General features: G+C 43.6%; 24 protein-coding genes. 13 read left to right on the top strand and 11 right to left on the bottom strand.

What is annotated here, in order from left to right; genetic code table 11:
- Complete coding sequence (locus AC6H1S_RS09130) at window positions 1-2,127, top strand: xanthine dehydrogenase family protein molybdopterin-binding subunit (protein ID WP_497565979.1); 2,127 nt, start codon at window positions 1-3, stop codon at window positions 2,125-2,127.
- A gap of 127 nt (window positions 2,128-2,254) precedes the next feature.
- Here the strand turns inward: AC6H1S_RS09130 and AC6H1S_RS09125 are convergent, their stop codons facing one another.
- The 4 genes from AC6H1S_RS09125 to AC6H1S_RS09110 form a co-directional block, all read right to left on the bottom strand.
- Complete coding sequence (locus AC6H1S_RS09125) at window positions 2,255-3,586, bottom strand: OmpA family protein (protein WP_199139573.1); 1,332 nt, start codon at window positions 3,584-3,586, stop codon at window positions 2,255-2,257.
- 200 nt (window positions 3,587-3,786) lie between these two features.
- Entirely contained in the window at window positions 3,787-4,452 is a 666-nt protein-coding gene (locus AC6H1S_RS09120) for a YdeI/OmpD-associated family protein (protein ID WP_497565978.1), read from the bottom strand.
- A 3-nt stretch (window positions 4,453-4,455) separates the two neighbouring features.
- Window positions 4,456-4,986 carry an RNA methyltransferase gene (locus tag AC6H1S_RS09115; protein ID WP_497565977.1) on the bottom strand — a complete coding sequence of 177 codons (531 nt, stop codon included), beginning with the start codon at window positions 4,984-4,986 and terminating at the stop codon, window positions 4,456-4,458.
- Between the two features lie 48 nt (window positions 4,987-5,034).
- Window positions 5,035-6,204: a galactokinase gene (locus AC6H1S_RS09110; RefSeq protein ID WP_497565976.1), complete on the bottom strand. Its 1,170-nt coding sequence runs from the start codon at window positions 6,202-6,204 to the stop codon at window positions 5,035-5,037.
- A gap of 64 nt (window positions 6,205-6,268) precedes the next feature.
- On the opposite strand from AC6H1S_RS09110, the gene AC6H1S_RS09105 reads away from it, so the two are divergent.
- From AC6H1S_RS09105 to AC6H1S_RS09085, 5 genes are all read left to right on the top strand, one after another.
- Complete coding sequence (locus AC6H1S_RS09105; protein WP_497565975.1) at window positions 6,269-7,312, top strand: aldose epimerase family protein; 1,044 nt, start codon at window positions 6,269-6,271, stop codon at window positions 7,310-7,312.
- A gap of 92 nt (window positions 7,313-7,404) precedes the next feature.
- Window positions 7,405-7,794 (top strand): DUF1398 domain-containing protein, encoded by a 390-nt coding sequence (locus AC6H1S_RS09100; RefSeq protein ID WP_199139582.1) that lies wholly within the window; start codon window positions 7,405-7,407, stop codon window positions 7,792-7,794.
- A 103-nt stretch (window positions 7,795-7,897) separates the two neighbouring features.
- Complete coding sequence (locus tag AC6H1S_RS09095) at window positions 7,898-9,106, top strand: glycosyltransferase family 87 protein (protein ID WP_497565974.1); 1,209 nt, start codon at window positions 7,898-7,900, stop codon at window positions 9,104-9,106.
- Window positions 9,099-10,034 (top strand): glycosyltransferase family 2 protein, encoded by a 936-nt coding sequence (locus tag AC6H1S_RS09090; protein WP_497565973.1) that lies wholly within the window; start codon window positions 9,099-9,101, stop codon window positions 10,032-10,034. The genes AC6H1S_RS09095 and AC6H1S_RS09090 overlap by 8 nt, the downstream gene beginning before the upstream one ends.
- Window positions 10,034-10,819, top strand: a complete 786-nt coding sequence (locus AC6H1S_RS09085) for a polysaccharide deacetylase family protein (protein ID WP_497565972.1) — start codon at window positions 10,034-10,036, stop codon at window positions 10,817-10,819. Before AC6H1S_RS09090 ends, AC6H1S_RS09085 begins: the two co-directional genes overlap by 1 nt.
- On the opposite strand, the gene AC6H1S_RS09080 is transcribed toward AC6H1S_RS09085, so the two are convergent.
- From AC6H1S_RS09080 to ribD, 5 genes are all read right to left on the bottom strand, one after another.
- Window positions 10,803-11,294, bottom strand: coding sequence for a GtrA family protein (locus AC6H1S_RS09080; protein ID WP_497565971.1), 492 nt, complete (start codon window positions 11,292-11,294; stop codon window positions 10,803-10,805). The two genes, AC6H1S_RS09085 and AC6H1S_RS09080, sit on opposite strands and share 17 nt — an antisense overlap.
- A complete protein-coding gene (locus AC6H1S_RS09075) occupies window positions 11,295-12,161 on the bottom strand; it encodes a nucleoside phosphorylase (RefSeq protein WP_497565970.1) in 867 nt (288 codons plus the stop codon).
- 109 nt (window positions 12,162-12,270) lie between these two features.
- Window positions 12,271-12,885: an IMPACT family protein gene (locus tag AC6H1S_RS09070; RefSeq protein ID WP_199139595.1), complete on the bottom strand. Its 615-nt coding sequence runs from the start codon at window positions 12,883-12,885 to the stop codon at window positions 12,271-12,273.
- Window positions 12,875-13,741: an EamA family transporter gene (locus AC6H1S_RS09065; RefSeq protein WP_497565969.1), complete on the bottom strand. Its 867-nt coding sequence runs from the start codon at window positions 13,739-13,741 to the stop codon at window positions 12,875-12,877. Before AC6H1S_RS09065 ends, AC6H1S_RS09070 begins: the two co-directional genes overlap by 11 nt.
- A gap of 3 nt (window positions 13,742-13,744) precedes the next feature.
- Window positions 13,745-14,791 carry a bifunctional diaminohydroxyphosphoribosylaminopyrimidine deaminase/5-amino-6-(5-phosphoribosylamino)uracil reductase RibD gene (gene ribD / locus AC6H1S_RS09060; protein ID WP_497565968.1) on the bottom strand — a complete coding sequence of 349 codons (1,047 nt, stop codon included), beginning with the start codon at window positions 14,789-14,791 and terminating at the stop codon, window positions 13,745-13,747.
- 95 nt (window positions 14,792-14,886) lie between these two features.
- On the opposite strand from ribD, the gene prmC reads away from it, so the two are divergent.
- Window positions 14,887-15,750: a peptide chain release factor N(5)-glutamine methyltransferase gene (gene prmC / locus AC6H1S_RS09055; RefSeq protein WP_497565967.1), complete on the top strand. Its 864-nt coding sequence runs from the start codon at window positions 14,887-14,889 to the stop codon at window positions 15,748-15,750.
- A gap of 9 nt (window positions 15,751-15,759) precedes the next feature.
- On the opposite strand, the gene xerD is transcribed toward prmC, so the two are convergent.
- Window positions 15,760-16,659 carry a site-specific tyrosine recombinase XerD gene (gene xerD, locus AC6H1S_RS09050; protein WP_497565966.1) on the bottom strand — a complete coding sequence of 300 codons (900 nt, stop codon included), beginning with the start codon at window positions 16,657-16,659 and terminating at the stop codon, window positions 15,760-15,762.
- Window positions 16,660-16,710: 51 nt separating this feature from the next.
- On the opposite strand from xerD, the gene aroQ reads away from it, so the two are divergent.
- Window positions 16,711-17,127, top strand: a complete 417-nt coding sequence (gene aroQ / locus AC6H1S_RS09045; protein WP_199139605.1) for a type II 3-dehydroquinate dehydratase — start codon at window positions 16,711-16,713, stop codon at window positions 17,125-17,127.
- A gap of 6 nt (window positions 17,128-17,133) precedes the next feature.
- Window positions 17,134-17,856, top strand: a complete 723-nt coding sequence (locus tag AC6H1S_RS09040; RefSeq protein ID WP_497565965.1) for a TlpA family protein disulfide reductase — start codon at window positions 17,134-17,136, stop codon at window positions 17,854-17,856.
- Here the strand turns inward: AC6H1S_RS09040 and AC6H1S_RS09035 are convergent.
- The gene (locus tag AC6H1S_RS09035) at window positions 17,853-18,884 is read right to left on the bottom strand and encodes a glycosyltransferase family 2 protein (protein ID WP_497565964.1); all 1,032 of its coding nucleotides are present in this window, start codon (window positions 18,882-18,884) and stop codon (window positions 17,853-17,855) included. The genes AC6H1S_RS09040 and AC6H1S_RS09035 overlap by 4 nt on opposite strands.
- A gap of 104 nt (window positions 18,885-18,988) precedes the next feature.
- Between AC6H1S_RS09035 and AC6H1S_RS09030 the strand changes: the two genes are divergently transcribed.
- The 4 genes from AC6H1S_RS09030 (at window position 18,989) to bioB (ending at window position 23,474) form a co-directional block, all read left to right on the top strand.
- Window positions 18,989-19,597, top strand: a complete 609-nt coding sequence (locus AC6H1S_RS09030; protein ID WP_497565963.1) for a WbqC family protein — start codon at window positions 18,989-18,991, stop codon at window positions 19,595-19,597.
- A 3-nt stretch (window positions 19,598-19,600) separates the two neighbouring features.
- Complete coding sequence (gene corA / locus AC6H1S_RS09025) at window positions 19,601-20,722, top strand: magnesium/cobalt transporter CorA (protein ID WP_497565962.1); 1,122 nt, start codon at window positions 19,601-19,603, stop codon at window positions 20,720-20,722.
- Window positions 20,723-21,109: 387 nt separating this feature from the next.
- Window positions 21,110-22,459, top strand: a complete 1,350-nt coding sequence (mgtE, locus tag AC6H1S_RS09020) for a magnesium transporter (protein ID WP_199139615.1) — start codon at window positions 21,110-21,112, stop codon at window positions 22,457-22,459.
- A gap of 13 nt (window positions 22,460-22,472) precedes the next feature.
- Window positions 22,473-23,474 carry a biotin synthase BioB gene (gene bioB, locus AC6H1S_RS09015; protein ID WP_199139618.1) on the top strand — a complete coding sequence of 334 codons (1,002 nt, stop codon included), beginning with the start codon at window positions 22,473-22,475 and terminating at the stop codon, window positions 23,472-23,474.
- The last annotated feature ends 268 nt before the right edge of the window (window positions 23,475-23,742 follow it).

Raw genomic sequence — 23,742 nt, 5'->3', positions numbered from 1 at the left:
ATGGAAGATTTATTTTTTATTGACGAAAACGATCGCGTTGACGGCATCGAAAAGGTAACTGGAAAAGCCAAGTACTTTGCCGAATATCAATTGCCTGGCCTGGTTTATGGCGTTTTGGTTACAAGCACCATCACCAAGGGTAAAATTATAGGCATTGAGGCCAAGGCAGCCAACAATGCGCCCGGCGTTTTAGCGGTTTTATCCCATTTGAATAAACCTTCGGTGCCTGCCTATGAGCAAGAGGGTGGTTCGCCGATGAAGATTTTTTATACCGATCAGATCTTTTTCAATGGTCAGCCTATAGCACTTGTCGTTGCCGATACTTTCGAAAGAGCAACCTATGCCGCTTCATTGGTAAAGGTAAGCTATGAAAAAACGCCTTTCAATACCGATTTTGAAGGAAGTATTAAAGACACCAAAGCCAAGAAGTTGCAAGGCCAGGCACCGTATAAACGGGGCGTAGAAAACGCCTACAAAACTGCTGAAGTACAGGTAGAGGCGGTTTATACTTTGCCTGTAGAAACTCATAACCCCATGGAGCTGCACGGCATTATCGCCGATTGGGGCGTTAACGACAAAGTAACGGTTTATTCCAAAACGCAGGGCGTAAAATCCACGCAGAATACCATTGCCGGCACTTTTAAAATTCCTGTAGAAAACGTACAAGTCAACTCCCAATTTGTAGGTGGAGGTTTTGGCATGGCACTCAGAACCTGGCCTTTGGAAATTGCGGCCGTGATGGCTTCCAAGCAACTGAAAAAGCCTGTAAAACTGGTAATTACCCGCGATCAGATGTTTACTATGGTAGGCAACAGACCCGCTTCTTACCAGAAAATAGGCTTAGGCGCCAACAAAGACGGCAAAATTACCGGCATCACCCATACCGCTTTTGGCCAAGGTGCCACTTATGAGAACTTTACCGAAGGCGTGGTGAACATGACCAAGTTCATGTATGCTTCAGAAAATGTAAATACCAATTATTATGTAGTGCCACTCGATATGGGCGTTCCCATTTGGATGCGGGGTCCGGGCGAAGCTACGGGTGCTTTCGCCTTAGAAAGTGCCATTGATGAAATGGCGTATGCCTTGGACATGGATCCCTTGGATTTCAGGACAAAAAACGATCCCGAAACAGACCCTGCCCAAAATAGGCCATTTTCGAGTAAATATGTAAAGGAGGCTTATAAATTAGGCGCAGCCAAAATTGGCTGGGGCAACCGAAAAAACAAACCGGCAAGCCTAAACGATGGCCCATGGCAAATAGGCTATGGCGTTAGCGTAGGCGTATTTAATGCCTCCAGGGGGCGTGCAAGCGTAAAGGGCATATTGAAAGCCGATGGAACCTTGGTGCTGCAAAGTGCTACCAGCGATATTGGTCCGGGTACCGGAACCGGCATGACTTTAATAGCCAGCAGGCTGATGAGCCTTCCGGTAGATAAAATTACTTTCGAGCTGGGCGATTCGTCGTTGCCACCTGCACCCAGCCAAGGCGGTTCGGCTACGCTTTCTACAGTTGGTGCCGCGGTAAATGACGTATGCGTTTCCTTAAAATCAACGATAGCCGAATTGGCGGCTAATTCAGGCATGGCTGCCACTTCAAACTTTGTAGATGTGCTCAAAAAGAACAATCTGCCAATGATTGAAGTCACCAAGCAATCGCAGGGAAGCCCTGAGGCCAAAAACTACTCGATGTATTCTTTCTCTATCCACTTTGTGCAGGTCAAAGTACATCAGGCTACCGGTGTGGTTAAAGTGAGCAAGATCGTTTCGGTTGGCGATTCGGGTAAAATCGTAAGCCCTAAAACAGCCCGAAGCCAAATGGTGGGCGGTGCCGTTGGAGGTATAGGGATGGCTTTAACCGAAGAAGCCATTTTAGATAATCGTTACGGGCGTTACGTAAACAACAACTTTGCCGATTACCATGTGCCGGTAAATGCCGATGTGCCGGATATTGACGTGATTTTCATCGACAAACCCGACCCAATCATCAACCCGATGGGGGCAAAAGGCATGGGCGAAATTGCCTTGATCGGCTTTTCGGCCGCGGTAGCCAATGCCGTGTTCAATGCCACTGGTAAGAGGATCAGAAGCTTGCCCATAACACCTGACAAAATTCTTGCTAGCTAATTCGTTTCCTTAGGAGGGTAGCCTCATCCAAGTTTATCGGAAGGGTTGGAGTGGAAGAAAAGAAAATCCAAAAAAAAATCCCGCTAGAAATACCTAGCGGGATTTTATTATTTCAGACTATCTGTGCTTAGTACAAAGTGAACTCAACACGACGGTTGGCTTGACGGCCAGCCGCAGTCTTGTTGGTGGCAATAGGTTGGTCAGGACCATAACCGGTAGCTTCGATACGTGAAGCATTGGCACCTTGACCTACCAAGTAAGCTTTAACCGCTTCTGCTCTGTCTTTAGACAAACGCAAGTTTAGTGCTCTTGAACCGGTATTGTCGGTGTGACCAGCTAGTTTCAAGCTGAAATCTTTACTCATTAACAAAGCGGCAACATCGTTTAAGCTTGCATATGATTTTTGACGGATGGTAGATTTACCCAAATCAAATTCCAAGTTTTTAATCGCCTCGGCAACTACTTTACGGTCGGCTTCGGTTACTACAACTTTGGTTTCTTTAATGATTTGAGGTTTTGGAGTGGCCAATGGACAACCAGAACCATCAACAACAGTACCTGCAGGAGTACCTGGGCATTTATCGAATTTGTTGGCTACGCCATCGCCGTCATCATCGCCCATATCTTTCGCATATTGCTCTCTGTCTCTTTGTGCATTTTGCTCGGCAGTAGACAAAGCTCTTCTCAACTCATCGCTTTCTTCTTTGCTTTGAATGCGTACGCTAGCCAAAGAGCTGTAGTTTTGCAATTGTGGTTTCTCTTTTTTACCCAATGCAAATTCTAAACCGGCGTGGGCATAAGTAAATTTATCGTTTCTTAAACCATTGCTTCCATCGAATTTACCTGATTTTACAAAGTTTACATCATAGCCTAAGTCAAGGTTGATACCTTTGGCTACGCCCACTTTGAAACCGATTCCGGTTGGAATAAACCAGTTTTCCATGTAGCTCTGGTTGTTTTGTACGGCGCCATTGTAGTAATCTGCACCCGACGACATGTAACCAGCACCAGCTTTAACATAAGGGATCAACACAGCATTTTCATCATTGATGTTGATGTTGGCAATGTTATAAACCGCTGTTAAGGCTCCAGACCACTGGATATGCGTTTTGAAGCCAGAGTTGGCAATGTAGGTCGGGTCGCCATTGGCATCAACGCCAAGTTGGCTTCTTAAGCCCTGTACCTTACCAGCCAAGAACTCGGCTTGAATACCTAACGAAGGCAAAATTTGTTTTTTGATGTAACCACCATAACCAATATTTTCTTTTGCAGTTTGGAAATCACGGAATTTTCCATCAAATAGTGTTCTTGGTGTCAATACACCACCATGAACTCCAACAGACCAAGTACGGAAACTTTGGGTGGAGAAGCGATCTGCCGTTGGTGTTTGTGCAAATGCCTGGGTAGATAAGCCAAGCGCTGCAACTAGCATTGTCGATTTGATAATTTTTGTGTTCATGTTTTTCTGTTTTTGTATGTGTTCTTAAAAGTAACTCAACAAGTTTGTTACATCCACTACAGAGAAAAAACCCTGCCAAAAAGCTACAGAACGACATCAACTCGCATGGGTTCAACAAGTTAGGTGGCTTGGTTTGAAATGACTTGCAAACCGCGTTTAGCGTAAAAAAAGATAAATATTGTATACTTTACTAGACAAAGTTAGTTTTTAGCACTGGGATTCTTCAAGCCGATTTCTAGTTTTTCCAAGGCTTTTTCTATGCGCTCGAGCCTGGTTTTTTCCTGCTTGGCCGTTAATATCCAAAGCACGTATTCTTTTTGGTTGGAATAGGAGAGCTGCTCATAAAAAGCCAAGGCTTTCGTGCTTTTTTCCAGTGCATTTTGAAGATCGGCAGGAAGCTTCACCTTTTTATTGGCTACGTCAATGTATTCGCCAAAGGCATTGCCTGTAATTTCCTGATTACCAACACCCGATTTCCTTTGGGCATCGGCAGGTTTGATCCTTAAGGCCGTCCAGGTTTCATTAACAGCGGCCGAAGCGCAGGGGGCCAGGTTAAATACCTTTAAATCATCCCACGATTGCATCAGGTTTAAATCGGTAGCCAAGCCTGATTTGGCTTTGGGATACAAAATCCAGCAGATGGTTTTAGCGCCAATCGCAGCTGCATTTGCCTTTAAAGAATCCATCAGGGCGGTTTTGGTTTGTGCAAAGATCAAGATAGCGTCAAAATCGGCTTGCGGGGCAAAAGATATTTCGATAGCGGCAGGTATAGGATCGAAAATGGCACCGGCATTAGCCGGAGCATTGATAATACTGAGCTTAAATCCTGCTTTTACCTGCAGTTTTTTGAAAAGTGCGTCTTCCATGAGCTACAATCTGAGTTTGGCAAAAAAATCCCAAAGCACTATGCCGGCAGAAATCACAATATTAAAAGAGTGCTTTGTGCCAAATTGTGGTATTTCTATGCAAGAATCAATGTTTTTCATAGCTTCGTCACTTACGCCATTGACTTCGTTTCCAAAAATCAGCGCATATTTTTTATTCACATCAGGTTTAAAAACATTGAGCATGGTGCTGTTCTCCGCCTGTTCAATGGCTATAATTTCATAACCATGGGCCTTTAAGCTGCCAATGGCCGTTAAGGTATCTGCAAAATGGATCCAATCGACAGAATCGGTGGCGCCCAAGGCCGTTTTTTCGATTTCGCGATGCGGAGGTTGTGCCGTAATGCCACATAATACTACCTTTTCGATGGCAAAGCCATCTGCCGTTCTGAATACCGAGCCTACGTTGTGCATGCTCCGCACATTATCCAATACTACTACTACAGGCAGTTTTTCCTGTTCCTTGAATTCCTGTACGCCTACACGGTTCAATTCGTCGAGTTTCAGTTTTCGCATGTACAAACTTAGAAAAACCTAGTTGTTTTGAAGAGAATCTACAGGGAATTAATTAACCGGAACAGCCAGGGTTTTTACGCCATCGCCAATGGCATGCACATAAATTGCAGCCGGATAGCCAATTTTAGTGACGTAATCTTCGGTTAAGTGTTTTGCGAAATCCTCTTCATAACCTTTTTTAAGCAAAGCAATGGCACAGCCGCCAAATCCGGCACCGGTCATGCGTGCGCCAATCACATGCTCGTAGGTTTTGCAAAAATCAACCACGGCATCCAATTCTTTTCCGGTAACTTCATACAGCTCTTTTAGCGATTGGTGCGAAGCATACATCAGGCGGCCAAACTCTTCAAGTTCGCCTGCATTGAGCGCCTTGGCCGCCGAGTGCACACGATCATTTTCCCTGACCACGTGGGTTGCTCTTTTCAATACGGTATCATTCGCAATCAGGTGGCTATGCAAGGCAAATTTTTCGGCATTGAGTTCACACAGGTAATTGATGTTGATTTCTTGCTGCAGTGCCTTCAAAGCTTCCTGGCATTCGGCAACGCGCTCGTTGTATTTCGATTCAGAAAGTTCGCGGGTTTTATTGGTGTTGATGATGGCTAAAATATAGTCGCCAAGCTGACAATCTACTACTTTGTATTTTAAGGTATCGCAATTCAGCACCAAAGCCTTGTCGGCTTCGCCAAAGGCAATGGCAAACTGGTCCATAATACCAGAATTAACGCCTATAAATTCGTTTTCTACTTTTTTGGAAAGCTTAACCAGTTCGAGTTTATCATGGCCCAATTGGTAATAATCGTTCAGGGCATAGGCGGTAAGTACCTCGATAGAAGCCGACGACGAAAGGCCAGAGCCGATAGGGATATTGCCATAATAAAGCAGATCGAGGCCTGTAGTCAGCTTCCAATCCTGATCTTGAAGCTCGTTAATAATTCCTAAAGGATAATTGTACCATTCTCCGCCCGTTTTTTCATAGCTGTTTTGCAGGGGAAAGCTGCTTTCGTCTTTAAAGTTTACGCTTTTAAAACGGATCATGCCCTCGTTGTTTGGTGCCAGGAGCAACCAGGTTCCGGCCGTAATGGCACAAGGCATCACCAGGCCTCCGTTATAGTCGATATGTTCGCCAATTAAGTTCACCCGGCCCGGGGCAAAATACGCAGCAGCTGGATCTTGTTGATAATGTTGGTTAAATACTTCGGTTAATTGGTTTTTCATGTTTTAGTTCTTGGTAGAGTTATATTTTAAATTGTATTTTAGCTGAGCACCTAAGATACAACTTATGAAAATAAAGCAAATACACACGGGTAAAATTATTGATGAAAAAGAAGTGATTGCAGTTGAACTGTACAATGACAAAGGCACCCTCGTAAGCATCTATAATTATGGCACCATCATCAGCAAATTTATAGTACAGAACGCCAAAGGCGAAATGCAGGATATTGTGTTGGGCTTTGACCATTTTGACCAGTACGTAAGTGACGAATATTTGGCAAACTACCCTTATTTGGGAGCAATTATCGGGCGTTATGCCAATCGCATCAAAAACGGAAAATTCAATATTGATGGTGTCGATTACCAATTGGCCAAAACCAATGGCGAAGATTGCCTGCATGGTGGCTTCAAGGGCTTCGACAAAAAGGTATGGGATATTGTTTCTACGAGCGAAGAACCGAATGCCAGCGTTACATTCCAGTATTTCAGCTTAGATGGCGAAGAGAATTTTCCCGGCGATTTGGCCGTTCAGCTTACTTTCGAATTGACCAACAACAACGAACTGATCTTGACCTACCAGGCCGATACAGACGAAGCTACACCGATTAACCTGACCCACCATAGCTATTTCAACTTGTCGCCCACTTTAGGGCAAGTTACGGGGCACCTGCACCAAATGAATGCCTCCAACTATTTGGAACAAGACAGCAACTATGTAGTAACCGGCAAATTGATACCGGTTGAGGGCACTTATCACGATTTTAGAAAAGGCAAAATCATAGGGCAGAACTGGAATGCCGAAGAAGGCTATGACCAGACTTATGTGTTGGATAAAACCTATGGCGAACTGACATTAGCCAGCAAAACCAGCGAAGCCAACAGCGGACTTACCTTAAGCATTTATACCACCGAACCTGTAGCACATTTGTATACAGCCAAATACCTTAATGTAAAAAACGGAAAAGGAAATCAGGATTATAAGGAGTTTGATGCTTTTTGCGTGGAAACACAGCACCACCCAAATGGCATTAACCTGCCACAGTTTCCTTCAACCTTGCTGAGGCCGGATGAAGTTTATAGCCAAGTTACCATTTATAAAGTTGGTACTTAAATCAAACCATTCGCGTTTTTTGTTGTTGCCTAACTGTACTGGCCTTCATGCCGTAATGTATTAACCCCAATTTAACCTCAACCTTTATAAAGATGTTTACCTTAGATGCCATTGAGCAGGCAGCCAGCAAAGTGGCTACCGGCGCCGACTTCCCTCAGTTTGCAAAAGCCCTCAAAGCAATGGGCGTACGGAGAAACGATGTTTATGTAATGAATGGCATGGCTATTTATTTTGGCGAAGGAGAGGAGAGCATTGAAAGTGGCCCAGCTTATGAAAACCTGCTGATTGAAGAAGAGTCAGACAAAGAAGCCTTACAGCAAGCTCTGAAAACACATCAGCAAGGCCAAAGCGATTACCAGACCTTCTGCAGGCAAGCTGCTTCAGCCGGTGTAGAAAAGTGGATTATCGACCTGAACGTTGGTACGGTAACGTATTTAGATACGAGTGGCAAGGAACTGGTTACCGAAGAAATCGCACTTTAAGTAAGTGTTTAAAAATATTTATTGTTTTGTAACAGCAATGTTATTTAAGTTATATATTTGTTAAAATAATGAACAATTATTAACACACCAAATATAACCTATTGTGACGAAATCGCTGATGCAAAGCAATTTGCGCTTAAAGGCAAGTTTATGCAATTTATTCAACAACCGGAACTTTATATTTGCCATCTGGGTAGCATTGGCGTTGGCCGTATCAATCAAACAAGCATTTCAGCCTACCAACAACAACTACCTGATTTTTAAATATGTTTACCTGCATGCGGTAGAAAGATTACCATTATACGATTTCTATTTTAATCAGTACCAGGATTCGAACCATTACGGACCTTTTTTCAGCTTGGTTATTGCTCCTTTTGCACAATTGCCCGACTATTTGGGCATGTTGCTTTGGCAATTGGCCAATATTGGCTTTTTGTTTTTCGCCATTTCGCAATTGCCCATAGGCAAAAACAAGGTGAATTTGGTTTTTTGGATCATTACCCACGAGCTCTTGACAGCCATGTTCGGCCTGCAGTTCAATATTTCCATTACGGCCATTATTGTGCTGGCTTATGTATTTATTGTTCAGGGCAAGAATTTTTGGGCGGCTTTTGTGATTATGCTGGGCACTTTCGTAAAGCTTTACGGCATTGTGGGCTTAGCCTTCTTCTTTTTTGCCAAACAAAAACCCAAATTTATATTGTACTGTATCTTTTGGGCCATAGTGATGTTTGTAGCGCCTATGCTGTTTTTTTCGCCGGCTTACATTCTGCAATGCTACCACGACTGGTTCGTTTCGCTGAGCGAAAAACAACACCTCAACGCCTCGCTCAATTCTATGCAGGATATTTCGGTAATGGGTATGGCTCGTCGGATCAGCGGCCATGCCAGCTTGCCCAACTTGCCTTTTATCTTAGGGGGGCTTTTCCTCTTTGGCCTGCCTTATCTGCGCATCAAATATTATAAAAATGAAGTATTTAGGCTCCTGATTTTAGCCTCTACACTCATTTTTGCGGTCATCTTCAGCAATTCTTCAGAATCGCCTACCTATATTGTAGCCTTTACCGGAGTTGCGGTTTGGTTTGTAATACAAGAAAGGCCACTCAAACCGATTGTTATTATTCTATTCATATTTGCCTTTGTATTAACCAGTTTATCACCATCCGATTTGTTTCCAAGGTACCTGAAAGAGACTTACGTAAAGCCGTATTCTCTAAAGGCGTTGCCTTGCATACTCATCTGGCTGGCTATCATCTACCAACTGATAGTAGAGAAATTTAAGTTAAAACCCATACAACACACACATGAATAAACTTGTTTCAATCGTTATCCCGGCCCACAATGAGGAAGAGAACATCATCGTTATTGTAGACAGGATAGAGAAAGTATTCGACACCTTGCCCTACAGATTCGAAATCCTGGTAGTAGACGACGGGGGTACGGATAAGACACTGGAAGTGATCGAAAACCTGGCTAAGGCAAAAGACAATTTCTTTTACGTCGAGTTTTCGAGAAATTTTGGACATCAGCCCGCATTAAAGGCTGGTTTGGACTATGCCAATGGCGACTGCGTAATTTCGTTGGATGCAGATCTGCAACACCCGCCGGAATTGTTCAGGCAAATGCTCCAAAAGTGGGAAGAAGGCTACGACGTTGTATACACCCGCCGAAAGGAAGACAAGACACTGCCGTTTAAGAAGCGTAAAACCTCTTATTATTTCTACAGGCTGCTCAATTCGCTTTCCGACATTGAAATTGAGCCTGGTACGGCCGATTTTAGGCTGTTAGACAAAAAGGCCGTCAAAATTTTCAGGGATTTTAAAGAGAATGATTTGTTTATCAGGGGATTGGTCAAATGGTTAGGATTTAGACAATGTCCGATAGATTATATTCCGGAAGCCCGTTTTGCCGGAGCCAGCAAATACAACGTCAGCAAAATGCGTAAGCTGGCTATACAAGGCGTTACCTCGCTCAGCACCAAGCCTTTGCATACAGCCGCCTATCTGGGATTCTTTTTCTCGCTCATGTCGGTACTTTACGTTCCGTATGTTCTTTATGCATTTTACGTGGGCAAACCAGTTAGTGGCTGGGCATCGCTCATCATGACTGTTGCCTTTTTTGGCGGATTGCAGCTCATCATCCTGGGTATTATCGGCATTTACATTGGCAAAATGTTTATGCAGACCAAAAACAGGCCGAATTACATTATCCGTTCAACTAATATAGAAGGGATACTCTAGTGTTTTTGATCAGTTTTGACATCGAAGAGTTCGATATGGCTTTCGAATATGGAAAATCCATAGCTTTCGAAGCGCAAATCAGTATTTCGGTTGAGGGCTCGCACCAAATCCTCGATCTTTTAAAGAAGCATCAGGTAACGGCTACTTTCTTCTCAACGGCCGTATTTGCTCTACATGCACCCGAAATTATCGAACGTATTAAAAGGGAGGGCCATGAATTGGCCTCCCATAGTTATTACCATTCTAAGTTTGCCACTGAAGACCTGGCCTTGGCCAAACAGCAATTGGAAGAACTCTCGGGCTTGCCTATAGCAGGCTTCCGGATGCCCAGGATGATGCCGGTTGACGAGCAGGAAATTGCCAAAGCGGGCTATTTGTACAACAGTTCCATCAATCCCACTTATTTGCCGGGAAGGTACAATAACTTGGGTGTTTCGAGGACTTATTTTGAGAAAGAAGGTGTATGGCAGCTGCCGGCATCAGTTAGCCCGATGTTTCGTATTCCGCTGTTTTGGTTGTCTTTTCATAATTTCCCGCTTTGGCTATACAAGCATTTGTTGCGCAGGGCCTATCAGAAAGATGGTTATGTAAACATCTACTTTCATCCATGGGAATTTACGTCGTTAAACGATAAGCAGAAATTTGGATTTCCTGGCTATGTAAGTAAAAATTCAGGTGCGCAAATGATTGCAAGAATGGATAAATTATTGGCCTGGGTAAACAAAAAAGGTTATAAAAGTAGTACCATAGCCGATTTCGTCAAGAAAATCAAGCCTCTTTCCTGACCGTTTTGAACGAAAAATAGGTTTGGCAAAAATAGCTGAGCAAAGAAAGCACCACGATGATGATTGCCTGTGATGGCGTTGCCCAAAACCCGAAGTAACCTACCAATAAGTGCAACAGGAAATAATCGAGAAAGATATTGGTTACCGTGAGGCTGGCATAGCGTACAAACTGTACGTGTCCCAATAGGTTGGAGGATTGAAACACTACATATTTATTGAGGCAAAAACCTATTGGAAAGCTAATGGAAAGAGCCAGCAGATAGGCTGCGATGTACCTCGATATGGCAAAGCCCAGTACATAGATCACTTTACCTGTAAAGAGAAAATTGTAGCTGACCGAGAAAACCAGCAGGTTGAGCAGGGCATTGCTGCCACCACAAAAGGCATATCTGAACGTTTGAATCCCAATCAGCCTCCTGAATGGCGGATAAAAGAAGTCGATAAAGCTTAAAATAAAGTCTCTGACCCGTTGCATTTAGGCTAGTCTTTCTAAAACGGTTTTAATGGCTTTCTCTACGATTTTTTCGGGCTGGCTGCTAAACTCAAACTTTACGCGACTAGCCAGAATGGCATTGACCGACAATGCCTGATGTCCGAGTGTTTTGGCCAAGGCATAAATACCTGCTGTTTCCATTTCGAGGTTGGTGATGCGGTGTTTGCCCTGTGCAAAGCTGTTGAGCTGACTGATGAAATCGGGCACTGCATTTTTGGCCCTGACCTGCCTGCCTTGGGGCGCATAAAAGCCTGGAGCGGTAATGGTAATGCCCTGTACCATGTCTTTTCCAATGGTTTGCAGCAGGGTGTCGTTGGCTGCAGTGAGGTAAGGATGAATGCTTCTGATATGCGAAAAATGCGTTTTGATACTTTCCAATAAGCTGTGTTCTTCGCCTGATACCTGATGGATGTAATAATTCATCAAAGCATCGAAACCCAAACCGTATGACGAGGCCAGTATGGTGCCCATTGGGATATCGGGCTGGATAGCTCCAGAAGTACCGATCCGGATAATATCCAGTGATTTTAATTCATCTTTAATGGTTCTGGTTGCAAAATCGATATTAACCAGGGCATCCAATTCGTTAAAAACAATATCGATATTATCGGTTCCGATGCCTGTAGAGATTACCGTTATGCGTTTTTTGCCAATATAACCTGTATGGGTAATAAATTCTCTTTTGCCTTTTTTAAGCTCTATCGAATCAAAATGCTTGCTGATTTCGGGTACACGGTCCAAATCGCCAACGGTAATTACCGTATCGGCAATATCTTCGGGCAATAAATTCAAATGATAAATGCTGCCGTCTGGATTAATGATCAAATCGGCCTCTGATAGTTTTTGCATGTGTTCAATTGTTTATATCGTTCGATTGCAGTATTGCTTGATTTGCGCATGGCTGGTGCTTCGCTTCGCCATCATAAACAATATAGCAATTTAACCATAATTTGAAATATTAAATCGTATAGAGATATTTTACTTTTAATCCGTTTACCTTTTCCAGCTTGCCCAGTACCAAATTAAGGTTGGTTTTTCGCACTTCGAAGCGCAATACGCATTTCAGGTCGAAGTTTTGCGCCAATAGTTGCAGTTCTTCTTCTTTCATGATGCGCATCACCGGATTCATTTCGAGGTAGTCGAATTCGGCTTCGTAAATGTCGTTTACGGTTTGGGTAACGATCTCACTGGCCTGCAAGGCTTCAACCGAGGCCGATTTGTAGGCATTGATCAGGCCAGGAACACCCAATAAAGTGCCCCCAAAATAGCGGACTACTACCATGAGGATATTGGTTACATCGGCCGAAAGCAACGAATTGAGGATCGGACGGCCTGCTGTACCCGAAGGTTCGCCATCATCGTTTAGCTTAAATACATTACGGTCTTGGCCCAAACGAAAAGCCCAACAAAAATGCCTGGCCTTGGCATGCTCGGCCCTTAACTTGCTTAACACGGGCTTCAGCTCGGCTTCGTTTTTAAAAGGGTAGGCATAGGCGATGAATTTGCTGCCTTTGTCGCGAAAAATTCCTTCGGCGGGGCCCTTTATGGTTTGGTAGGTATCATCAAACAGCATGCAGCTTGGATAAAGTAATCAGAATAATAGCGGCCAATGCTAAAACCAGTCCCAGGTAATTGAGCTTGGTTAATCTTTCCTTAAACAATACAATGCCAATAAAGCTTCCGGCTATAATGACACCCATATTCATGGTAGCAAAAACTGTAGATGGGTTTGCCGACATGGCTTGGTGGGCTTTCAGGTAGAAAAGGATATTGCCAAAATTGAAAAAGCCAAGCACACAGCCGCAAACAAAGTTGACCAGTTGCAGCTTGGTCTTTTTAATCGATGCCAAATACAGGATATAAGCCAAAGACAATACAAAGCAGATGCAGAATATCACAAAAAGCGAAGTGGTAAAGGGCATTACCGTAATTTGGCTTACCAGTTTCAGCAACACGTCTATTACGCCAAAACCCACAAAAACGAGCAACAGGTATAGCCATGATTTTTTTGACGAAACACCTTCAGATTTACGGTACATGGTAAAGACAATAGCCACAAAGCCGAAAATAAGGCCCACGTATTTCAAGCGGTCAAAACTATCGTTGAATAGGAAATAAGCTGCGCAGAGCGAAATAAACAGCGACAAACGCTGGGCAATATCGGTACGGGCCAAGCCGGCCTGCCTAACGGCAATACCTTGAAACAAAAAAATGGAAGGCAGCAAAATACCCAAGGCCGGGAATATCCACGAAATGTGGGCCAAGCTCACATCGCCCAAATTCGGCTTGAAAAATACAGCACTGAGCACAATGGCAAATAAGTAGTTCCAGGTTACGGCCTGCATGACATTAATTTCGTAACGTTTAGCCATTTTGAGCAATACGCCCACGGTAACACTGCAAATAATGCTTAGCGCTAAATAAATCATGTTTTATGAAGGTGTATAAATTTTAAGTACGTCGGTTCCCATAGCTGTTTCCGAAACCAGTGTTCCGGCAATAGCAGGTGCTAATATACCATTTGGCCACGTGGTTTGCGAAGTAAATATTCTGGCTTCGTCCCAAAGATTGGCTGCGATGAACTGGTTTAAGATCTGTGCGCCGCCTTCAACAATGACCGATTGGATATCCATCAGGTAAAGCTGGAAAGCTATTTTTTGTGCCAAATAAAACGACATATCTTCCATTTGTACAAAATGGACATTGTTTTGCACATCAGTTTTTACCTCGTTAAAAATAATGGTTTTGGAGGCCTCGTCATAAAGATGGTGCGAATTTGGCACCTCCAGGTTTCTATCGATGAGGATACGCACCGGATTTTTGCCAGATACATTTCTGGCCGTTAAACGTGGGTTATCGTTCAGCGCAGTTTGCTTGCCCACCAAAATGGCATCTTCTTCGGTACGCCATACATGGTTTAGCTGGTTGGCCAATGGCCCCGAGATCCAGGCTTGTCCGCCATTTTCTAGGGCGAAATAGCCATTGGCAGTCTGGGCCCATTTGAGGATGATAAACGGGCGCTGTGCTTTTATCCTGGTCAAAAAACGACGGTTCAGCTGCTTACATTGCGCCTCTAAAACACCGGTTTGTACCTGTACACCACCAGCTTTTAGCTTTTCGATTCCCTTGCCGTTCACCCCTGCAAAAGGATCGGCACTGCCAATCACTACTTTTTTGAGCTGATGCTTAACCAAAAGGTCGGCACAGGGTGGCGTTTTGCCAAAATGCGCACAAGGCTCGAGGCTGACATAGGCCGTAGCATTTTTGAGCAGGAGCGGAGCCGAATCGGCGTGGCGCTTAAATACGTCGTTAATGGCATTAACTTCGGCATGGGCTTCGCCAAATTTCTGGTGATAGCCTTCGCCAATAATTTGGTTTTGATGAACAATCACACAGCCCACCATAGGATTAGGACTAACCTGTCCCATACCCATAACAGCCAATTCCAAGCAACGCTGCATGTAAAATTCGTCGTTCATCACTGCAAAAATAGTCGATTGGCCGACAAATCAGTCATTGTTGCCTAATTTATTCTGATTGTATTTTGTAATAACGTTTAGCTATTTTTGCCCGAATGAAGCTTAAAGAACTGGCAATCAAATTTAATTCGGAACTAAGTGCCTTGTACGATGACGCGGAAAGCCAGGCTCTTTTCCTGATGGCTTTAGCGCAATTACTGCACATCAAACACCATGCTTACCTGCTTAGGAAGGAAGAAACATTAACTACCAGCGATTTGGCAAAGTTTGAAGGCTTGTTAGCCGAATTGGTTACTGGCAAGCCCATTCAATACATTTTTGGCGAGGCCCATTTCTTTGGGCTTTCTTTTAAAGTAAATCCTGAAGTGCTTATTCCGAGGCCGGAAACCGAAGAGTTGGTAGATTGGATTATTCAAACCGTCCATAATTCGCCGTTGGCCATTAGCCATAAACGCCTGCTCGATATTGGAACCGGAAGTGGCTGCATCGCCATAGCTTTGAAAAAGCATTTGCCTCAATTTGATGTTACGGGATTGGACATGGCGGCATCAAGCTTGGCTATAGCACAGGAAAATGCAGAATTGAACAGGGTTGAAGTGGAGTTTAAGTGGCAAGACATTCTCCAAATGCAGCATACCAAACTGCAGGAGCCTTATGCCATTATTGTAAGCAATCCGCCTTACATTACCCAAACCGAAAAAGAAGGCATGCATCAAAACGTGCTGGCCAATGAGCCGCATCGCGCACTGTTTGTGAGCAACGAAAAACCATTGGTTTTTTACGAAGCCATCGCCAATTTTGCCTTATTGAATTTAGGGCAGGGAGGGTTGCTGTTTTTCGAGATCAATGAGCATTTAGGTCAAGAAACAGTTGATTTACTAAATCATAAAGGATTTAAAAACATTGAATTAAGAAAAGATATGCAAGGCAAGGATCGAATGATTTGCAGCAGGCTTTAGCTTTTTAATTTACGATCTCGGATGAAACTGCGTGATGACGGTTTTCAGGTAATCGCGGTCTAAGTGGGTATAGATTTCGGTGGTGGTAATGCTGGCATGGCCCAACATTTCTTGTACAGCTCTTAAATCGGCGCCCCCTTCAATTAAATGCGTAGCAAAAGAATGTCTCAGGGTATGCGGACTGATATTTTTACGGATATTGGCCGCCACTGCCAGCGATTTGAGCAACTTGAATACAGAAATCCGCGATAAGCTGCTACCCGAACGGTTCAGGAATACAAAATCCTCATTTCCCTTTTTGATATCCAAATGAACACGGCATTCGTTAATGTAAATTTCCAATAACTTTAAGGCTGTTGACCCAATAGGAACCAAGCGCTCTTTGTCGCCTTTTCCAAGCACCTTGATAAACTCCGTCTGCGGAAAGATATTCGAAATTCGCAATGAAGTTAACTCACTCACTCTTAACCCACAACCATATAGGAGTTCAATAATCGCTTTGCTTCGTATCCCCTCAGGTTTGGAGGCATCTATGCAATCGATCAACTTATTGATTTCGTGTATATTGAGCGTATCGGGCAGCTTTCTGCTCAGTTTGGGAGCCTCTATCAGTACCGAGGGGTCTTCGACGATGATTTCTTCCTGCATTAGATAGCCAAAAAAAGACTTGATGCCCGATATCACCCTGGCCTGGGTAGTGGCTTGCATGCCTAAATCGTTAAGCCAGGTGATAAAGTTCCTCAAATCATCCAGCTGCACTTCTTTTAACAGCAATTCTCGACCAATGGCATCGTAATATTGGCAAAGCTTCTGGATGTCGCCCTGATAGGCTTCTATAGAATTTGCAGCAAGCGAACGCTCTAACCTTAAATAATCGTTAAAACCTTTGAGATAGGGCTGTATGCTCATTCAGATTATGGAGTTTTTTTTATAACATTGCAATGTTACATAATATTAGGCATGAAGATACAAATTATTAATGGCCCCAACCTTAACCTGCTGGGCCTGCGCGAACCAGGAATTTATGGCAGCCAGTCGTTTGACGAATATTTGGAACAGTTGCGCGAGCAATACAGCATCATCGAGATTGCCTATTACCAAAGCAATGTGGAGGGGGAACTGATCAACAAACTGCACGAAGTTGGCTTTTCTTACGATGGCATTATCATTAACGGTGGGGCCTATACCCACACTTCGGTAGCCATTGCCGACGCCATTGCCGGTATTAAAACACCAGTTGTAGAGGTTCATATTTCCAATATCTATGCCCGCGAAGAGTTTCGACATGTTTCTTTAACCGGCAAAAACTGTAAGGGTGTGTTAACCGGTTTTGGTTTAGATGGCTACCGCTTGGCGTTAGAAAGCTTTTTAAAATAACTGCTGATGAAAAAATATTTAATGCTTTTGCTTTTAGGCCTGTCGCTTAAAGGCTTCACACAAGCTCCAAGTCACACAACGAGCAACCGAATTGACCAAAATACGATAGTTAAAGATGGTTCAGGGACAATTTTGCCTTATAAAATCTGGCAAAAACTTGTGCAGAGCGGAGAATACTCATTAAGGCCTGCTAAAAGTGGCAGCCAGGAATATATAGTGTACCAAATGACTGAAGATGAAAAGGCCAAAGCCTTGGAGCGTCGCAAAGCAATGGCCACCAGTATGGGCAAGCCCAGGGCCAGCGATAGCTTTAAGGAAGGGGAGAAATTCAGAGGCGAAAAAATAACTGATATAAACGGCAACAAATTCGATCTGAGAAAGATAGAAGGCAAAATTTATGTCATTAATTTTTGGTTCATCAACTGTCCGCCCTGCAAACAGGAAATACCCGAACTGAACGAATTGGTGAAGCAATACCAAGACAATAAAGACATTGTTTTTTTGGCGATTGCCCTCGATGATAAATACAGTTTGAAACAATTCCTAAAAACTTCGCCTTTCAATTATAACGTAGTTGACGACGGTAGGTACTATGCCACCAAATACGGTGTAACCGCTTATCCAACCCACGTGATTATAGGCAAAGACGGTCTTGTTAAGTTCAGTACCGTCGGTTTGGCGCCCAATACCATACATTGGATCGAAAAAACCATTAAAGAACAGCTTTAAAGTGATGAGTTCTTTAAGTTGAGTTCGCTAAATTTTCTCACTTTGTGCACAAAATAAGCCCAAACGATACTGCCCTTGTAAACCCCTTGGTGCTGTTTCAGGCCTAATTGCCTAGCACCCCTCTTGCGTGCCGTTTGGCCGAGTTGCCTAAAGAAATGAAAATGCGCCTTGCTAATGGCCAGGGTAAATTTGGGCTTTCCCTTCAAGAGAAACTGTAGCCAAGCAGCTAAATCGTACCATAAACGTATAAAAATACGTCGGTAGGCTTCGGCTTTGGGCAGGTTCTTCTGCATGATCATGAGATTGTTCCTGAAATTGAGATAGGTTTTGAAAGGATTGTTGGCGCTGAGCGTACCGCCTCCCAAATGGTAAACCTCGGCATCGGCACAGCACATTACCTTGTAGCCCAGGTTTTTCAGTCGCCAGCAAAGGTCTATTTCTTCCATGTGGGCAAAGAGGTCTACATCCAGGCCACCCACTTCGTTCCATACCGATTTTTTGATAAAAAAGGCGGCGCCACTGGCCCAAAAAACTTCAAGATTTTCATCATATTGGCCATGATCTGTTTCTACTTGGTCAAAAATACGACCCCGGCAAAACGGAAATACATGGGCGTCTACAAAGCCACCTGCCGCACCGGCATATTCGAACTGATCTTTTTGCGTGGCCCATTTGATTTTTGGCTGTGCAGCGCCAATGGTTTGGTCGCTTTGCATGAGGTCTATTACGGGTTTGATCCAGTTTTGAGGTACTTCAACATCCGAATTGAGCAGCACATAGTAATCGGCATTTACACGCGAAAGGATACGATTGTAGCCACCGGCAAAGCCATGGTTCTGCTCGTTGGTGAGCACGGAAACCTGTGGATAATGCTCGCGCACAAAAGCCACCGAATCATCGGTAGAGGCATTGTCGCCAACAATAAGCTGTAAATTGGGGTATTCGGTCTGAACCACACTGGGCAAAAAACGTTCTAAAAGCGCTCGGCCATTCCAGTTAAGAATCACCACAGCTACACTTGGTTCCATATGCTTCAATCTTCTTATTTTGTCTCCAAAAGAACAGGCCGTATGCAAAAAGCCTTTTATAATTGTAAATTTGGGGATTCTAGAATGCAAACATAAATTATCAGATGCAAAGTTCAGCTATATTTCCGCTATTTTATCTTCCCCCGGTTGGTTATTTTTCTGCCTTAAAAGCGCATGATTTCAATTTTGTGCTCGAAAAACAAGAACATTTCCCAAAGCAGACCTATCGCAACAGAGCCAGTATCGCATCGCCTGATGGTACTTTAGATCTTATTATTCCGGTTGTTAAAGGCGCAAAGGTACATACTGCCTTAAAGGACGTAAAAATAAGTTACGATACGCGCTGGCAACGCCTGCACTGGCTCAGTTTGCAAAACTGTTACCGCAGTTCGGCTTATTTCGAGTTTTATGAAGATGGCTTACGTCCATTTTACGAGCGCAAATTTGATTTTTTGTACGATTATAATCTTGAGCTGCTGCAGTGGCTGTGCAAACAACTGAAAATAGAGGCGGCCATTACCGAAAGCCAAAGCTATGAAAAGAAGTGGCCTGGGTTCATCGACTACAGGAACCGGATGTCTAAAAAAGAGGTGCCTCTGCAGGAAACAAAAAGCTATTTTCAGGTGTTTAGCGACAGGAACGAATTTATGCCTAACTTGAGCATGGTAGACCTGTTGTTTAGTCAGGGGCCACAAAGCAAGACCTATTTTTAGCCAATGGGAAGAAATACAAAACACAAGTCGCGCAAAAAACGCCATTACGCCTTGCCAACTCCAGGTTCGAGTCCGGGTTTGATTTACATAGATGAGAATTCGCTTAAGCCTAAAATCTTGCTTTATACCTATAACCAACAAACCTACAAGGTAGAAGAGCTGTACAGCCTCAACGGCATAAAGGCACGTACCGATAACAAGGATTTCAATTTTTGGATCGAGGTGAAAGGTTTCAATTCGGTTGAGCTTTTCGAAACCTTGGCCAAGGAGCTGAACATTAACAAACTGATTTTAGAGGATATTACGCGTACCTACCAAAGGCCGAAATTTGAAGAGTATGACGATTATATTTTTTCGATCAGTCGGATGCTTTGTTTGGATACCGAAGGCGCATTGGAAAATGAACAGGTTTCTTTTATCTTGACCAAAAATGCACTTTTCACTTTCCAAGACCGCTACGAGGATTGCTTAGACCCGGTGCGCAAACGCCTCGAGCTGGGCAAAGGAAATATCAGGATAGGAGGTAGCAGCTACTTGATGTATGCGCTGATGGACATGATTGTTGACAATTACTTTTCGGTACTCGGCGTATGGAACGAGGAACTGGATGCGATTGAAGACCGTTTGCTCGACAAGCCCGACAAAACCATCATGTACGATACGCAGCTTATCAAGCGTAACCTCATTACCTTGCGGCGCGTGGTCTGGCCAGAACGTGATAAAATGAACGATATTTTGCGTACCGACAGCCAGTATATAGACGAGCAGATCAAAATGTATTTCCGCGATGCCTACGATCATTGCATCCAGATTATAGACATGGTTGAATCGATGAAGGAGATTGCGGCGAGTAACATCGACATGTACCTTTCCATCATCAGCAACCGCATGAATGAAATTATGAAGGTGTTGACGATCATTTCGTCCATCTTTATTCCATTAACCTTCATTGCAGGTATCTATGGCATGAACTTTTCTCGTGAAGATCCGGTTACAGGCAAGGTGATGCCTTTAAACATGCCTGAGCTTTATTCGGCACACGGCTATGTGTGGGCACTGGTGGTTATGATAGTGATTGCCATTTTGCAAATCATCTATTTCTGGCGAAAGGGTTGGTTCAAGTAATAAATAGTGGATTTACCACTCTTAACTACCACCTAAGAATCCACAGGGCACCTAAGTTTAACGTTACTATTCCCGGGCGGACTAAGGTGCCTAAGCGATAAAAAGCATGGCCATATAATAAGCTACCTTTGACTAACCACCTAAGAACGCTAAGAGCGCCTGAGTATTAACCTTACTATTTTTAGGCGAAATAAGGTGTCTTGGGCGGTAAAAAATGGCTATTTAATAAATTATAAAGTAACTTAAGATTAAGTCGTACCATTCTTAAATGGTAAAACAAGCTTGATAAGTAAAATTACAGCAATAGATCAATGCGCTTTAAAAGCATGCTAAATGCCCCTTGTCTGCTTTGCAGAAACAAATTATTGCCTATCTTTAAACCCTAGTATGCAATCATTTGAATTGGACAAAACCGACGTTTCCAAGCTCAAGCAGGCTATAGGTGGTGATAACGAGCTGCTTAAGGCTACGCTTGCAGAATACCACGCGTCTGAAATTGCCATTCTATTTGAAAGCATCAGCAAAGAAGACCGCCAAAGGATCATCAATTTGCTCGATGTAGAAACCGCTTCGGAGGTTATTGCAGAAATGCACGAAGAGTCGCACCCCGAGGAGCTTTTGCTACAGCTGCATCCCGAAAAAAGGATCGAAATTGTAGAGGAGCTTGATTACGACGATGCTACCGACATTATTTCGCAGCTCGAAGAGCACGAACAAAAGGAAATTCTCGAAGACCTAAGCGAGCACGATGCTTCGAGCATCAGGACCTTATTGAGCTACGACGAAGAAACCGCGGGTGGTTTGATGAACACCCAGGTTATTCGCATTAACCTCAACCTGACCAAAAAAGACGCGATTGACGAAATTATCCGCCAAAGCGAAGAAATGGAAGAGTTTTATACCGTAAACGTGGTAGACGATGAAAATACCTTTAAGGGCGTAGTTTCGCTAAAAGACATCATCAAGGCCAAGGGCAATGCCAAGATTACCGAAATGGTCAATGCAGATGCCGTTTATGTAAAAGCAGAAACTGACCAGGAGGAGGTAGCGAGGCTGATTTCACAGTATAACCTAACCAGCATTCCCGTAGTAGACGATCACATGAAGCTTTTGGGTCGAGTAACCTTCGACGATGTAATCGATGTTTTGGAAGATGAGAATACCGAAGACATCTTGAAGATTTCGGGTGTATCTGAAGATGAGGAACTGAGCGGTAACTGGATCGAGGCCGTAAAATCGCGTCTGCCTTGGCTCATCATCAATTTGGGTACCGCCTTTTTGGCATCGGCGGTAATCAGGCATTTTGATCCTACCATCGACCTCATTCCGCTTTTATCGGCCTACATGACCATTATTGCCGGTATGGGCGGCAATGCCGCTACACAGGCGCTTGCAGTAACCGTAAGGCGTATTTCGCTCTACGATCTGACCGACAACCAAGCCTATCGTGCTGTTTTAAAAGAATTTACCGTTGGTTTGATCAATGGAGCAGTCAACGGATTGATTGTATTGGTTTTTGCCTATTTCTTTGATCACAGCTTGATGCTGGGCGTTGTGATTTTCTTGGCCATGACAGGAAATATGATCATTGCCGGAATCACCGGCTCGGGCATTCCCTTAATTTTAAAACGCATTGGAATCGATCCAGCCATTGCCTCTTCAATAATTATTACGACTTTTACCGATGTTTTCGGATTTTTACTTTTATTAGGATTAGCAAGCAAATTATTACTCTAAATATTACCTATATATGCAAGGATTAAGACACGATTGGACGAAAGAAGAAATAGCTGAAATTTATCATAAACCTTTTTTAGACCTGGTTTTCGAAGCGGCCAGCGTCCACCGTCAGAATAAAGACTACTCGGAAGTGCAAATCAGCTCGCTGATCTCTATCAAAACCGGAGGTTGTGCCGAAGACTGCTCTTATTGCCCACAGGCAGCCAGATACAACACAGGTGTGGATGTACATGCCCTGATGAAACTTACGGATGTGGTAACGGCCGCGGTTAAGGCCAAAGAAGGGGGCGCCTCGCGTTTATGTATGGGCGCAGCCTGGCGCGAAGTAAGGGACAACCGCGATTTCGACCGTGTAATAGAAATGGTGAAAGCCGTAAACGACATGGACATGGAGGTTTGCTGTACCTTGGGCATGCTTACCGAAAGTCAGGCTCAACGCTTGGCCGACGCAGGTTTATATGCCTACAACCATAATTTAGACACCTCGGAAGAGGATTATAAACGCATCATCTCTACCAGAACTTACGATGATCGTTTAAACACCATTAAAAACGTACGCAAAGCCAAATTAACGGTATGCAGCGGTGGTATTATTGGTTTAGGCGAAACTACCGAAGACCGTATTGCCATGTTGCAAACTTTGGCCAATATGGAAAAACATCCAGAATCGGTGCCGGTTAACGCTTTGGTACCCGTAAAAGGAACCCCATTAGAAGATCAGCCGCGCGTACCAATCTGGGATATGGTGAGGATGATTGCCACCGCACGCATCGTGATGCCAAAATCGGTTGTTCGCCTTTCGGCTGGAAGGAACGAGATGAGTATTTTAGAACAGGCTTTCTGTTTTATGGCTGGCGCCAATTCAATTTTTGCCGGCGATAAATTGTTAACTACGCCAAATCCTGCTTTTAACGAAGATATGGCCATGTTCGAATTGTTAGGATTAAAAACCAGAGAGGCCTTTAAAAACGGCCGACCAGACAATACCCAGAAAAAAGAAGTGTTTGCTTAGTTCTTAACTTTTCAATCGAGAACAAAAAGCCAGTTTAACTACTGGCTTTTTTGATGAATAGGGGTTGAATATTTGATTACAGTAAAGCTAGTGCTTATTGCCCTTAATTCCCTAATAGTTCAACAGTGCTTTTAACACGAAGGCGTTTAGGTACATTAAGCTATAACGGGTTCTTTTTTTCTTAATTCCTTAATGGTTCAGCCAAAGCTTTCAACATGGAGCACTTAGTCCCATTAAAATAGAACTACCTTACTTAATTCCCTAATAG

It is taken from the genome of Pedobacter sp. TM02 (genome assembly GCF_059705275.1).
This window is presented reverse-complemented; position numbering and strand designations above follow the sequence as displayed.